Annotated in this window: 16 protein-coding genes; 14 read left to right on the forward strand and 2 right to left on the reverse strand. The window is 75.7% G+C overall.

Annotated elements, in window-relative coordinates:
- Window positions 1-270: 270 nt before the first annotated feature.
- Window positions 271-1482, reverse strand: coding sequence for an MFS transporter (locus tag ACI783_RS07970; protein WP_457139931.1), 1212 nt, complete (start codon window positions 1480-1482; stop codon window positions 271-273).
- Window positions 1483-1590: 108 nt separating this feature from the next.
- Here ACI783_RS07970 and ACI783_RS07975 point away from each other — a divergent pair, with 108 nt between their 5' ends.
- The 9 genes from ACI783_RS07975 (at window position 1591) to ACI783_RS08015 (ending at window position 8664) form a co-directional block, all read left to right on the forward strand.
- Window positions 1591-2121, forward strand: a complete 531-nt coding sequence (locus ACI783_RS07975) for a CGNR zinc finger domain-containing protein (RefSeq protein ID WP_457139932.1) — start codon at window positions 1591-1593, stop codon at window positions 2119-2121.
- Window positions 2122-2132: 11 nt separating this feature from the next.
- On the forward strand, window positions 2133-3572 hold the full coding sequence (locus ACI783_RS07980) for a phosphatase PAP2 family protein (RefSeq protein ID WP_457139933.1): 1440 nt from the start codon (window positions 2133-2135) through the stop codon (window positions 3570-3572).
- Between the two features lie 156 nt (window positions 3573-3728).
- Complete coding sequence (locus ACI783_RS07985) at window positions 3729-3998, forward strand: acyl carrier protein (protein ID WP_457139934.1); 270 nt, start codon at window positions 3729-3731, stop codon at window positions 3996-3998.
- On the forward strand, window positions 3995-5245 hold the full coding sequence (locus ACI783_RS07990; protein WP_457139935.1) for an AMP-binding protein: 1251 nt from the start codon (window positions 3995-3997) through the stop codon (window positions 5243-5245). Before ACI783_RS07985 ends, ACI783_RS07990 begins: the two co-directional genes overlap by 4 nt.
- Window positions 5242-5967, forward strand: coding sequence for an SDR family NAD(P)-dependent oxidoreductase (locus tag ACI783_RS07995; protein ID WP_457139936.1), 726 nt, complete (start codon window positions 5242-5244; stop codon window positions 5965-5967). The genes ACI783_RS07990 and ACI783_RS07995 overlap by 4 nt, the downstream gene beginning before the upstream one ends.
- 28 nt (window positions 5968-5995) lie before the next feature.
- Complete coding sequence (locus tag ACI783_RS08000; RefSeq protein WP_457139937.1) at window positions 5996-6553, forward strand: serine O-acetyltransferase; 558 nt, start codon at window positions 5996-5998, stop codon at window positions 6551-6553.
- 143 nt (window positions 6554-6696) lie between these two features.
- Complete coding sequence (locus ACI783_RS08005; protein ID WP_457139938.1) at window positions 6697-6930, forward strand: hypothetical protein; 234 nt, start codon at window positions 6697-6699, stop codon at window positions 6928-6930.
- Window positions 6931-7069: 139 nt separating this feature from the next.
- On the forward strand, window positions 7070-7618 hold the full coding sequence (locus tag ACI783_RS08010) for a DoxX family protein (protein ID WP_457139939.1): 549 nt from the start codon (window positions 7070-7072) through the stop codon (window positions 7616-7618).
- A complete protein-coding gene (locus tag ACI783_RS08015; RefSeq protein WP_457140018.1) occupies window positions 7615-8664 on the forward strand; it encodes a PHP domain-containing protein in 1050 nt (349 codons plus the stop codon). The genes ACI783_RS08010 and ACI783_RS08015 overlap by 4 nt, the downstream gene beginning before the upstream one ends.
- Here the strand turns inward: ACI783_RS08015 and ACI783_RS08020 are convergent.
- Window positions 8641-9489, reverse strand: a complete 849-nt coding sequence (locus ACI783_RS08020) for an ATP-grasp fold amidoligase family protein (RefSeq protein ID WP_457139940.1) — start codon at window positions 9487-9489, stop codon at window positions 8641-8643. The two genes, ACI783_RS08015 and ACI783_RS08020, sit on opposite strands and share 24 nt — an antisense overlap.
- 73 nt (window positions 9490-9562) lie before the next feature.
- Between ACI783_RS08020 and ACI783_RS08025 the strand changes: the two genes are divergently transcribed.
- From ACI783_RS08025 to cysC, 5 genes are all read left to right on the forward strand, one after another.
- Window positions 9563-10711: a hypothetical protein gene (locus ACI783_RS08025; protein WP_457139941.1), complete on the forward strand. Its 1149-nt coding sequence runs from the start codon at window positions 9563-9565 to the stop codon at window positions 10709-10711.
- A 91-nt stretch (window positions 10712-10802) separates the two neighbouring features.
- A complete protein-coding gene (locus tag ACI783_RS08030) occupies window positions 10803-10952 on the forward strand; it encodes a hypothetical protein (RefSeq protein ID WP_457139942.1) in 150 nt (49 codons plus the stop codon).
- Window positions 10953-11035: 83 nt separating this feature from the next.
- The gene (locus ACI783_RS08035; protein WP_457139943.1) at window positions 11036-11176 is read left to right on the forward strand and encodes a hypothetical protein; all 141 of its coding nucleotides are present in this window, start codon (window positions 11036-11038) and stop codon (window positions 11174-11176) included.
- A 110-nt stretch (window positions 11177-11286) separates the two neighbouring features.
- Window positions 11287-11436 carry a hypothetical protein gene (locus tag ACI783_RS08040; protein ID WP_457139944.1) on the forward strand — a complete coding sequence of 50 codons (150 nt, stop codon included), beginning with the start codon at window positions 11287-11289 and terminating at the stop codon, window positions 11434-11436.
- Window positions 11437-11489: 53 nt separating this feature from the next.
- On the forward strand, window positions 11490-12518 hold the full coding sequence (cysC, locus tag ACI783_RS08045) for an adenylyl-sulfate kinase (RefSeq protein WP_457139945.1): 1029 nt from the start codon (window positions 11490-11492) through the stop codon (window positions 12516-12518).
- Window positions 12519-12538 lie beyond the last annotated feature (20 nt).

Genomic DNA, 12538 nt, shown 5'->3' on the forward strand with positions numbered 1-12538 from the left:
CCCCCCCCCCCCCCCCCCCCCCCCCCCCCCCCCCCCCCCCCCCCCCCCCCCCCCCCCCCCCCCCCCCCCCCCCCCCCCCCCCCCCCCCCCCCCCCCCCCCCCCCCCCCCCCCCCCCCCCCCCGCCACGGAGGAGCACCGGGGAGGGCGCCTTCGTGGCCTGCCCACCACCCGCGGGCAGACCACGACTCTCCGCAGGACGACTCCGGAGAGCCGCCTTCGTGCTCTGCCCACCCGGGGTGGGCAGAGCACGACCGTCCAGGAGGTGCCCCTCAGGCGGGGACGACGTCCCGCCGCGGCGCCGTGGGCACCGACGGACGACGCCCCGGCAGCAGCGTGACCGCCACCGCCACCCCCGCCGCCGCGGTGGCGAGGACCAGCGCGCCGGACACCCCGGCCGAGGTCTCGATCAGCGCACCGCCGGCGGCCGCCCCGATCGCCGAGGCGCCGAAGGAGACGGTGGAGAGCCAGGTGAAGGCCTCGGTGGTCGCCGACGCCGGGGCGATCGCCCCGACCAGCGAGCTCTGCACGGTCAACGTGGGGGCGATCGCCGTCCCGCCCAGGAAGAGCAGCACGCCGAGCAGCCACGGGCTCGACACGGCGGCCAGCGGCGCCAGTCCGAGGGTGACGCCGAGCATCCCCCAGCGGTACTGGCGGGGCAGCGAGACGCTCAGCACCCGGGCGCCGAACCAGAGGCCACCCAGCGACGAGCCGAGGGCCCACACCGCGAGCAGCACCCCGGACATCCCCGGGCTGCCGGCGGCCGAGGCGAACGCCGGAACCGCGACCTCGAGGGCGCCGATGCCGACCATCAGCGCCGTGCCGCTGAGCAGCACCCGCGGCATGCCCGGGGTGGTGACGGTGGCGAACAGCCGGCGCGGCCCGTCGGCGGCCACCGGCCGCCAGGCGCGCATCGCCCGACTGGTCGCGATGCCCAGCGCCCCGACCACCCCGAGCACGCCGGCCACGGCGAGGGCGACCGACGGGCGGGCGAGGAAGGTGAGCGCGGCGACGAGCGTGGGGCCGGCGACGAACACCAGCTCGGTCGCGGTGGCGTCCAGCGCGTAGGCGGTCGGACGCACCCGCGGGTCGACCCGCGACCACAGCGCGCGGACCGTGCCCGACACCAGCGGCGTGCTGGCGCCGATCCCGGCGGCGGCCAGCAGCATCGCCCACACCGGGGCCCCGCCGAGCACCACGAGGGCCCCCGCCCCGAGCAGCACGGGGTGGACGACGGCCTGCACGAGCAGCACCCGCCGCGGGCTGCGACGGTCGGCCAGCCGGCCGAGCACCGGGGCCATCACGGCCGTCGCGATCCCGAACATCGCCGACACCCCACCGGCGACCGCGTAGGAGCCGGTCTGCCGCTGCACCATGAGCAGCAGCGCGAGGGGGATCATGGACGACGGCAGCCGGCCGGCGAAGCCGGCCAGCAACAGCACGGGGGCGGACGGGAGCCGCCACACAGCGAGGTACGAACGCATGGCTCTGCTCACTTCGGGGTCGTGCGAGGCAGGGAATCCGTAGGCGGCAAACACACGTTGAGCCCCTACGGATTCCGGAGGTTACGGACCGACGGGGTAGGGAGTCAAATGAACTACGACACCTACGGGTCAACGGCTGTCGAACTGGCCATCGACCTGGCCAACGCAGCGGTCGAGGACCCGGCCGGTGTGCAGGCGTTCCTGAGCGCCCACGACGAGTGGTTCACCGACGGCACCCTGCTCGACCTGACCCCCGACGAGGCCGCGGAGGTGGCCCGCACGTCCGCCCTGGTGCGCGAGGTGGCGCTGGCCGACGGCGAGCAGGCGGTCAAGCAGCGGCTCAACGCCCTGCTTGCCCTCGCCTCGCCGCGGCCCTACGCCACCGACCACGACGGCGAGCTGCACCTGCACTACGCCCGGCCCGACGCCGACGCGGTCGAGCAGCTGACCACGACCGTCGCGATGGGCCTGTCCCAGGTCGTGGTGCAGCACGGCTGGCGTCGGCTGGGGGTGTGCTCGGCGGAGGGGTGCGCCGACGTCTACGTCGACACCTCGCGCAACGCCAGCCGCCGGTACTGCTCCAACACCTGCGCCAGCCGCTCCACCGTCGCCGCCTACCGGGCCCGCCAGCGCGCCTAGCGTCTGCACCCGTGCCCTCACCCTTGAGCTGGGACGCCGATCTGCACGCCCGGATCGGCCGGCTGCCCACCACGCGGGCCGACCGGTGGTTGCGCCGGCTGTCCACGACCGCCGACCGGGGCGCGCTGTGGCTCGGCCTTGCCGTCCTGCTCGGTCTGCGCCCCGGGCGGCTCCGGCGGGCCGCCGTCCGGGGCGTGGGGTCACAGCTGGTCACGAGCGCCCTGGTGAACCTGCTCCTCAAGCGGCTGTTCGGCCGGGTCCGGCCCGACCTGGCCGCCGTCGCCACCTCCCGCGCACTCCCCCGGGCGCCGCACACGCCCTCGTTCCCCAGCGGGCACGCCGCCTCGGCGGCGGCGTTCACCACCGGGGCGGCGCTGGAGAGCCCCGCGCTCGGCGCGCTGCTCGGCCCGGTGGCGCTGGGCGTCGGGTACTCCCGGGTGCACGTCGGGGTGCACTACCCGGGCGACGTCGTCGCCGGGTTCGCCGTCGGCTCGACCCTGGCGCTCGCCTCGCAGCACTGGTGGCGGGTGCGGCCCACCCGCCCCGCCCGGGTGCGGCCGGCAGTCGGCGCCCCGGCGCTGCCGGAGGGCGCCGGCCTGGTGATCGCGGTGAACCCCCGGTCGGGCCGGGAGGACTACAGCCCGGCCACCCACATCGCGACGCTGCTGCCGGCGGCGGAGGTGCTGGAGCTGACCGGGGACGCCGGGGACGCCGGGGTCACCGAGCTGCTCGGTGCGGCCGCCCGCTCCGGGCGGGCCCGGGCGCTGGGCGTGGCCGGCGGCGACGGCAGCGTCGCCGCGGCCGCCGCGGTCGCCCTGGAGCACGGACTGCCGCTGGCGGTGGTGCCGGCCGGCACGCTCAACCACTTCGCCCGCGACCTGGGCGTGGCGACCGCGCCGGAGGCGGCCGACGCGGTGGAGCGCGGGGCCGCGGTGGAGGTCGACGTCGCCGAGGTCAACGGCGTGCCGTTCCTGAACACCGCGAGCATCGGCAGCTACCCGGAGCTGGTCCGCCGACGCGACCGGCTGGCCGGCCGGCTGGGCCGGTGGCTCGCGCTGACCGTCGCCGCGGCCCAGGTGCTCCGGCACGGCAGCCCCGTGGAGCTCGAGCTCGGCGGACGGCGCGTGTCGGCCTGGATCCTGTTCGTCGGCAACGGCGCCTACGTGCCGCGCGGACTCTCCCCCGCCTGGCGACCGCGCCTGGAGGACGGGCTGCTGGACGTGCAGTACCTGCGCGCCGACCTCCGCTTCGGCCGCACCCGGGCGGTGCTGGCCACCCTGCTGGGGATCGGCGAGCACAGCCGCTCCTACGCGGAGTGCCAGGTGCCCGAGCTGCGGGTGCGGTCACTGTCCGGCCCGCAGCAGATCGCCTACGACGGCGAGCGCGGCGAGCGGGCCACCGAGTTCCGTTTCACGAAGCGTCAGCGGCTGACCGTCTACTGCGCCCGCTGACCACTGTCCGGGGTCACCGACGGGTGGCAGCACGCAACCCTCATCCAACTTGAGGTTCTCGGTAAGGTCGCTCAGGGTGAGCGAGCAGCCGAGGGGTACCCCCCTCCTGCGGCACGGCGCCGCCTGCACGTCCACCTCGTGAGCAAGGAGGAACTCGTGACCGACCCAGCGAACCTGCGGCAGACCGTCATCTCCGAGATCACCGACCTCCTCCAGGAAGAGGAGAAGGAGGTCCCGACCTTCACCGACGACCTCGTCCTGCTGGAGAGCGGCCTGGACAGCCTGGGCTTCGCCGTCCTGGTCACCCGGCTGGAGGAGAACCTCGGCTACGACCCGTTCACCGAGATGGACGAGCCGGTCTACCCCAGCACCCTCGGTGACTTCGTGGCCATCTACACCAAGCACGCTCCCCAGCACGCACAGTGAGCAGTCCGACCGCGATCGCGGTGGAGGACCCCCAGGGCACCGTGCCGGACGCGCTGCTCACCGCCGACGGCTTCGGCCTGCGCCGTCGGGTCCCGGCCGGCGCCGTCGTGGTGCTCCGCGCCCGCCGGGCGCGCACGGTCGCGGCCGCGCTGTGCGCCCTCGAGGGCTGGGCCGCGCGGGTCGACCTGGTCGGCACGCTGGAACCGGACGACGTCCCGGCCGACGCGGTCCACCTCGACGACACCGCCTGCGACACCCCCGACCCCGACCCCGCCGGCCCCGCGGACGGCACGGCACCGGCGGTCACCCGCTGGCGGCTGTTCACCTCCGGCACCACGGGCACCCCCAAGCCGGTCGAGCACACGATGGCGTCCCTCACCCGGACCGTCCGCCGGCCCGACCCCGACGCGCCCCACCGCCCCCGTCGCTGGGGGCTGCTCTACGAGCCCACCCGGATGGCCGGGCTGCAGGTCGTGCTCCAGTCGCTCGCCGGCGGCGACCACCTGCTGGACGCCACCGCGCACGCCACCCTGCCCGAGCGCCTCCGCTGGCTGGCCGAGCACTCCGTCGAGGCCCTCTCCGCCACCCCCACGGTGTGGCGCCAGGTGCTGCAGAGCCCCGACCGCGCGGCGTTGCCGCTCACCCAGATCACCCTGGGCGGCGAGATCGCCGACCAGCGGGTCCTCGACGCGCTGGCGCGCACCTACCCGGCCGCCCGCATCACGCACATCTTCGCCTCGACCGAGACCGGTGCCGCCTTCGCGGTCAACGACGGCCGCGAGGGCTTCCCGGTCGACTACCTGACCGCCCCACCCAAGGGCGTGCGGCTCGACGTCCGGGACGGCGTGCTCCACGTGCACGCCCCCGACGTCTCCGGCGCCGGCCCCGACGGGTTCGTCAGCACCGGCGACCTCGTCGAGGTGACCGAGGGCCGGGTCCGCTTCCTCGGCCGGGCCTCGGGCCTGGTGAACGTCGGCGGGGTGATGGTCTCCCCGGAGACGGTCGAGGCGGTGCTGCGGGGCCACCCGGACGTGACCGACGCCGTCGTCCGGTCCCGGCCCAACCCCTTCAGCGGCACGATCCTGGTGGCCGACGTCGTCCCCGGGCCGTCGGCCGACCCCAAGGCGCTGCCCGCCCTGCTGCGCGCCGAGGTGGCCGGCCGGCTCTCCTCCGCCCACGTACCCGCGTCCATCAAGGTGGTGGCCGAGATGGTCACCACCCCCACCGGAAAGGCCGGACGCCGATGACCACCCCCGCACAGCCGGACCTCGTCCTGGTCACCGGCACCAGCAGCGGACTGGGCGCCACCACCGCCCGGCGGCTGGTGGCCGACGGCTACCGCGTGGTGGGGCTCTCCCGCCGGGACGTCGACCCGGCCACCATCGGCGAGGGCTACGCGCACCACCGCGCCGACCTGGCCGACCTCGACGCCATCCCGGCGCTGGCCAAGGAGCTCATCGACGCGCACGGGCGCCCGTACGGCCTGGTGAACAACGCCGCCAGCGGGCTGGACGGCCTGCTGCCGACGATGCACAACAGCCAGATCCGCTCGGTCGTCGAGCTCGACCTGCTCGCCCCCGTCCTGCTCACCAAGTACCTGTGCCGCCCGATGCTCGCCGCCCGCCGCGGTCGCATCGTGAACATCTCCTCCATCGTGGCGCGCACCGGCTTCCGCGGGCTGTCGGTCTACGCCGCCGCGAAGGCCGGCATGGAGGGGTTCACCCGCTCCCTCGCGCGCGACCTCGGAGCGCGCGGCGTGACCGTGAACGCGGTCGCCCCCGGTTTCCTCGACACCGCCATGACCGAGGTGCTCGAGTCGGGGAACCTGGACCGGATCAAGCGACGCAGCCCACTGGGACGCTTCGCGACGCCCGAGGAGGTGGCCGCCGCGGTCGCCCACCTGCTGGGCCCCGACTCCGCCGGGATCACCGGCAGCACGATCACCGTCGACGCCGGCTCCAGCGCATGACCACCCGCCGCCCAGAAGGGGATCGACCGTGACCGAACAGCCCACGCCGTCCGTCCGCGAGCTGATCCGCGAGGACTGGGAGACCCACAACCGCCGGTCGACCGCACCGGGCCTGCACGCCCTGGTCGTGCACCGGCTGCAGATCGCCGTCGCAGGCCGACCGGGCCCGGTCGGGAAGGTCCTCCGCACCGTGCTGCACGCGGTCAACATTCTGCTGATCCGCAACGTCTACGGCATCGAGCTCTTCCCGTCGACGGTCGTCGGCAGGCGGCTGCTGCTCCCGCACCACGCGGGCCTCGTCCTGGGCGAGCACGCGACGATCGGCGACGACTGCGTGATCCGCCAGCACGTCACCCTCGGGCAGCAGGGCGGCTCCACGTACGACCAGCCGACCCTCGGCGACCGGGTGGACGTCGGACCGGGCGCCACGATCGCCGGGGCGATCAGCATCGGCGACGGCGCCACCATCGGAGCGCACGCCCTGGTGCTCAAGAACGTGCCCGCCGGGGCCACCGCCATGGTGTCGCCGGCCAAGGTGCTGCCCGCTGCGCGCCCCGCTGCGGACCGGGACGCCGCCGCCGGCTGACCGCACGACCGCGCACACCACCACTTGCGCCACCAGGACGACCTGCCGAGTCGACAAGTCGCCAACGGGCGCCCGCGGCCTTGGCAACCTGTGCCCGCATTGCGCGCCGCGAGCGGGCAGGGTCCTCCACTACAAACAGACGCATGATCCTCGCGGTGATCGGCGTGACCTGGCTGTCGGTGTCTGTCGTGGTGGGCTGCGTGCTCGGGCGCACCATCACGGTCGCCAACGGACGCGACCTGGACCGGGACGACGTGCTGCCGCTGGACCGGCCGCTGTACGTCACCGACATCCTCGCCGCGGAGCGGCCCAGCTCCGCGGCCGCGGAGCGGCCCGGGACCACGGCCGCGGAGCGGCCCAGCACCACGGCCAGCTGAGCAGCTCCGGGTTCGCCCAGCGGAGCGCCGCGCACCTCACTACGGTCCGAGGTAGAGGTCGGCGCCCTGACCGGCGTGGTTGTCCGCGCCCCGGTCAGGGCACTGCACCTGCCACGTCACCGATGGGAAGAGGTCGCAGATGTTGGTCCGCCGGATAGCCCGCCCGCTGCTCGCGTCGTCGTTCATCTACGGGGGGATCGACACCCTCCGGAACCCGTCGACCCGGGTGCCCGGGGCCACCCCGGTCGTCGAGCAGCTCACCGAGGTCGCCGACAAGCAGCTCCCGATCGAGGTCCCCCGGGACGTCGAGCAGTGGGTGAAGATCAACGCCGGGGTGCACGTGGGCGCCGGCAGCCTCTTCGCCCTCGGCCGCCTGCCGCGGGTCTCCGCCCTGACCCTGGCCGGCTCGACGGTGTTCACCACCCTGGCCGGCCACCGCTTCTGGGAGCACGAGGACCCGGAGGAGCGTTTCGGGCAGCTGTCGAACTTCCTGAAGAACGCCGGCCTGCTCGGCGGGCTGCTCATCGCCGCCGTGGACACCGAGGGCCGGCCCTCGGTGGGCTGGTGGGCCCGGCGCAGCGCGGAGAAGGCGGTGCACGGCGCCGAGGCCAGCTACGAGCGGGCCTCGAAGCGGGCCGCCAAGGCGCAGAAGCGCGCGGCCAAGCAGTCGAAGAAGACGAAGCGCTGACCGACCAGCTCACCCCCGCGGGCGCGCTCCGGAGGATCGCCTTCCTCCTGGAGCGCGCCCGCGAGCCGTCCTACCGGGTGCAGGCGTTCCGCACCGCGGCGACCGTCGTCGCCGGCCTCGACGACGCCGAGCTCGACCGCCGCGTCCGCACCCGCACGCTCACCGATCTCAAGGGCGTCGGGGAGAAGACCGCCGCCGTCGTCACCGAGGCGCACCACGGTGGGGTGCCGGCCTACCTGCAGCGGCTCGAGGACGCGCACGCCGAGCTGGCGCCCCTGGCCGACGACGCCGCCGCGCTGCGGGCCGCACTGAAGGGCGACCTGCACGCGCACTCGGACTGGTCCGACGGCGGCAGCCCGATCCGGGAGATGGCCGAGACGGCGATCGCGCTGGGCCACGAGTACCTGGCGCTGACCGACCACTCCCCCCGGCTGACCGTCGCCAACGGGCTCAGCCCCGAGCGGCTGGAGCAGCAGCTGGACGTGGTGGCGGCGCTGAACGAGGAGCTGGCGCCCTTCCGCGTCCTCACCGGGATCGAGTGCGACATCCTCGCCGACGGGTCGCTCGACCAGACCGACGAGCTGCTGGGGCGGCTGGACGTCGTCGTCGCCAGCGTGCACTCCGAGCTGCGGGCGCCGCGGGAGCAGATGACCGAGCGGATGCTCGCGGCGGTGGCGAACCCGCACACCGACGTGCTGGGGCACTGCACCGGCCGGCTGGTGATCGGCCGGCGGCAGCGCAACGGCACCCAGAAGCCGCGCCCCGAGAGCGACTTCGACGCCGAGGCGGTGTTCCGGGCCTGCGCCGAGGCCGGGACGGCGGTGGAGATCAACTCGCGGCCCGAACGGCTCGACCCGCCCCGCCGGCTGCTGACCCTCGCCGTCGAGCTGGGGTGCGAGTTCGCCATCGACACCGACGCGCACGCCCCCGGTCAGCTGGACTGGCAGGACTTCGGCTGCACCCGCGCGGTCGAGTGCGGGGTGACCGCCGACCGGGTGGTCAACACCCGCTCCGCCGACGAGCTACTGGCGCGCCCGCACCGCTGACCGGCCCGGCAGCTGCCACCACTCCCCCAGCACCTGGTCCAGCGCCGGGTCGAAGCGGTCCAGCCCGCCGCTGGGGTAGGGCGTGAGCTCGCCGAACCACACCTCGCCGTCGACGTCGTAGAGGTCGACCCGGATGAAGTCGAAGGCCGCACCCAGCGCCTCGGCGACCTCGGTCAGCTCGTCCAGGGTCGCCGGCGGCGCGGTGACCGGGCCGGGTGCGACGTCCTCGGCGACGTCGACCGGCGTCCAGTCAGGGGTGTAGAGCCGCCGCCGATGGTCACCGAAGCGTCCGGTGTCGACCTGCACCAGGCGCACCCGGCCGCCGAACACCAGCAGCTTGACGTCGGCCGGTGGCTCGCCCGCCCCGAGGAACTCCTCGACCAGCAGCAGCCGCCGGGCCTGCGAGTAGACCCACTCGCCGCGGGTCCGGTACAGCGGCTCGTCCAGCCAGCCGGCGGTGACCCGGCGCAGCTGCTCGACGTCGGGCCGCCCACCGCCCAGGTGCACGCGCATGGTGCCGTGGTTGGGCTTGAGCACCCAGCGGGCGGGCAGGTCGGCCGCGGCCAGGCCGGCGACGTCGGTGCCGGTCCACAGCACCCGCGGGATGCGCAGCGCGGGCAGCACGTCGGCGGCGTGGGCCTTCATCGCGAGCTTGTCGCCCAGCTGCCCGATCAGCGGGCGCCGGTCGTGCACCACCCGCCAGTTGACCTTCTCGGTGAAGGTCCGCGGCACCCGGGGCGGCCACCGTCCGTGCGCCCGCCGGAACAGCACCCCCCGCTTGGCCGGCAACGGCAGGCGGTCGACCACGGCCGGGGGGAGGCGCACCGGGACAGTCTGCAGAGCGGCGCGACAGGGGTGCTCGTAGGGTCGGCGGCGTGCGGACGACAGCAAACCGGCCTTGACCGGGCACCCCACCCCCGGAACCGTCGGCTTCGTCGCCAAGGACCCGTGGCACCCGGCGATCCGCCGCGAGCAGATGATCGCCGCCGAGCTGGTGCACCGCGGCAGCGCCGTGCGCTTCGTGCAGCCACCGGCCGACTGGCGCCGGGTCCGCTCCGACGCCGGTGGCTGGGCCCGGCACCTGCTGCGGGGGCGCTTCCTCCCGGCCGCTCCCGGCGTCGAGGTGACCGAGCGCTCCACGGTGCTGCCCGGCTCCCGCAGCCGGGCCGCCGAGGTCGGCGACGCCGCGCTGCTGCGGGGCTTCCTGCGCCGCTCGGGCTGGGACCCGGAGCTGACCGTGCTCCAGCTGCCCTGGGACTGGCGGGCGGCGCGCGGCCTGCCGGGCCGGGTGGTGTTCGACTGCACCGACGACTGGGCCCGGCTGCTCCCGCACGCCCGCGGCCTGCCCGACCAGCTGCGCCGGGTCGCCGACGAGGCCGACGAGGTGGTCGTGGTCAACCAGGTGCTGGCCGGGCTGTTCCCCGGGCGGACGCCGGTGGTCGTGCCCAACGGCACCGACGAGGCGTTGCTGTCCGCGCCGCGCACGGTGGGCCGGGTGCCCCGGTCAGCGGTGTACGTCGGCAGCATCGCCGAGCGGTTCGACGTCGACCTGGTGCGGGCGGTGCTCACCGCGCTGCCGGACTGGACGCTGGACGTGTACGGACAGCTGGTGTTCTCACTGCGCGCCCGACCGGCCCGGGACCGCTTCCTCGCGCTGACCCGGGAGTTCCCCGGCCGGTTCCGCCACCACGGCCTGCTGCCCCGCGAGCGGCTGGCCGGCGTGCTCGACGCCGCGGCGGTCGCCCTGGTGCCCGACCTCCCCAGCGTGGCGCTGGGCCAGTCGTCGATGAAGAGCTACGACTACTGCGCGCGCGGGGTGCCGGTGGTCGCGACCGCCGGTCACCTGGAGCTCTCCAGCGACGCGCCCCCGCACGTCGCGGTGGCCACGTCGGCGGCGGAGGTGGCCGCGGCGATGGTCGCCGCCGGGGAGGAGCCGGCCGGCTGGGCGGCGGCCCGGGTGGCGTGGGCGGCCGAGCGCACCTGGGCCCGGCGGACCGACGCCTGGCTGGAGGCCGCACTGGGCCGCCCGGTGGCCAGCCCCGCCTGAGCGCCGGGTGGGACGGAACGTCACGAAGGCGTCACCTCGCCCCGGTCGTGTCCGGCCCCGCGTCGCGCCCGCCGGCCCTAGCGTGCTGGTCATGACGCAGACCACAGCGACCGAGACCGAGACCGTCGACCCGGCGATCGTCCTCGCCGACGCCCTGCAGTCGGACTTCGCCGAGCAGCGGGAGAGCCACCAGCGGCTCACCGGGCGCCAGGCCGAGCAGGTGCTCGCCGCCACCCGCTGATCCGTCCGCCGATATGGCCATGATGGCGGGCCCGGGGCCCGCCATCATGGCCATTCCTGCGGACGGGGCCGCACACTGGGCACGTGACCCCGATCCTCCGTGCCGTGCGGTCGTCGTTCCCGGAGCACCTGCACCTGCACCGGTGGCGGAGGCTGGGCGACGACCCGTTCAGCGGGGCCTCGCTCTACCGCTGCCGCTGCGGAGTCGTCCGGCCGGGGATGTGACCGTCCGGGTGCCCCCGTCCCCCACCCGGGGGACGACCGTGGCGTCGAGTTCGCCGTCCCGACGGCGTCCGTTGGCCGGCCCGCCGCCGACCGGGCCCACCCTCCGTGTCGTGCCGACCTCCGTCACCCGCCCGGCGACGCCGAGCTCCCCGTCGCGCCCGCGGGCTCACGTCCACCGCTTCCGGACCCGGATCGACGACCCGCTCAGCGGCTCGGTCTTCTACGCGTGCCGCTGCGGCCTGGAGCGGCCCGCGCTCTGACCGGCCCACCGACCCGGCTGTGGCGCCGGGAGCCCGCTTGCCAGACTGCACCCATGGCGCAGACCCGCACCCGGCTGACGCACGCCCAGCTCGCCGCCCTCGCCCGGCACGCCTTCGGACTGACCGCCGCCGCGCCGGACCTGCCCGTGGCCGAGGAGTACGAGGACGCCGAGGGCGTGCTGGTCGCCACCCGTACCGACGGCGCCCTCTCCGTGCGGGAGGTGCCGCGCTGGCGCTCCCCGGAGGCGGTGCGGGCCGACCTGGCCGGTCACGGCTGGACCGGCGTCGCGACGTGGATCGGCGCACCACCGGCCGACGCCACCCAGCTGCCGCCGGCCGTCCTGGCGCTGCTGCCGGTCGCCGGCACGGCCCCGGACTCCGCCGCCGTCTCCACCCTGGCCGCCGCCTGGGCGCCGCTGAGCCGGCAACGGGCCGTGCTGGTCGTGCCGGTGCCGGTGACCGCGGCGGCGCCGGAGGTGGCGTGGCCGGAGCTGGCCGCCGCCTACGGGGCGCCGGAGGTCGCCGGCGTCGGGCACCCGGCGCCGCTGTCCACCGGCGGGCGCGTGGTGCTGTTCACCGGGCTCTCCGGGGCGGGGAAGTCGACGATCGCCGCGCGGCTGGTCGAGCTGCTGCTCGAGGCCGGCCGCACGGTCACCCTGCTGGACGGCGACGAGGTCCGCACGCACCTGTCGGCGGGCCTGGGGTTCTCCAAGGCCGACCGGGACACGAACGTGCGGCGGATCGGCTGGGTGGCCGGGCAGATCGCCAAGCACGGCGGCATCGCGGTCTGCGCGCCGATCGCGCCGTACGCGGCCACCCGCGCCGACGCCCGGGCGCTGGTCGAGGAACAGGCCGGTGCGGGCTCGTTCACCCTGGTGCACGTGGCCACGCCGCTGGCCGAGTGCGAGGCCCGCGACCGCAAGGGCCTGTACGCCCGGGCCCGGCGTGGGGAGATCGCCGAGTTCACCGGCATCAGCGACCCCTACGAGGAGCCGGCCGACGCCGAGGTCACCCTGGACACCCGGGCCCTCAGCGTCGACGAGAGCGCCCGGGCGGTGCTGGCCCACCTCGGGCTCGGCTGATCGGGCTGGGCTGATCGGTC

This window comes from Modestobacter sp. SYSU DS0511 (assembly GCF_054050755.1).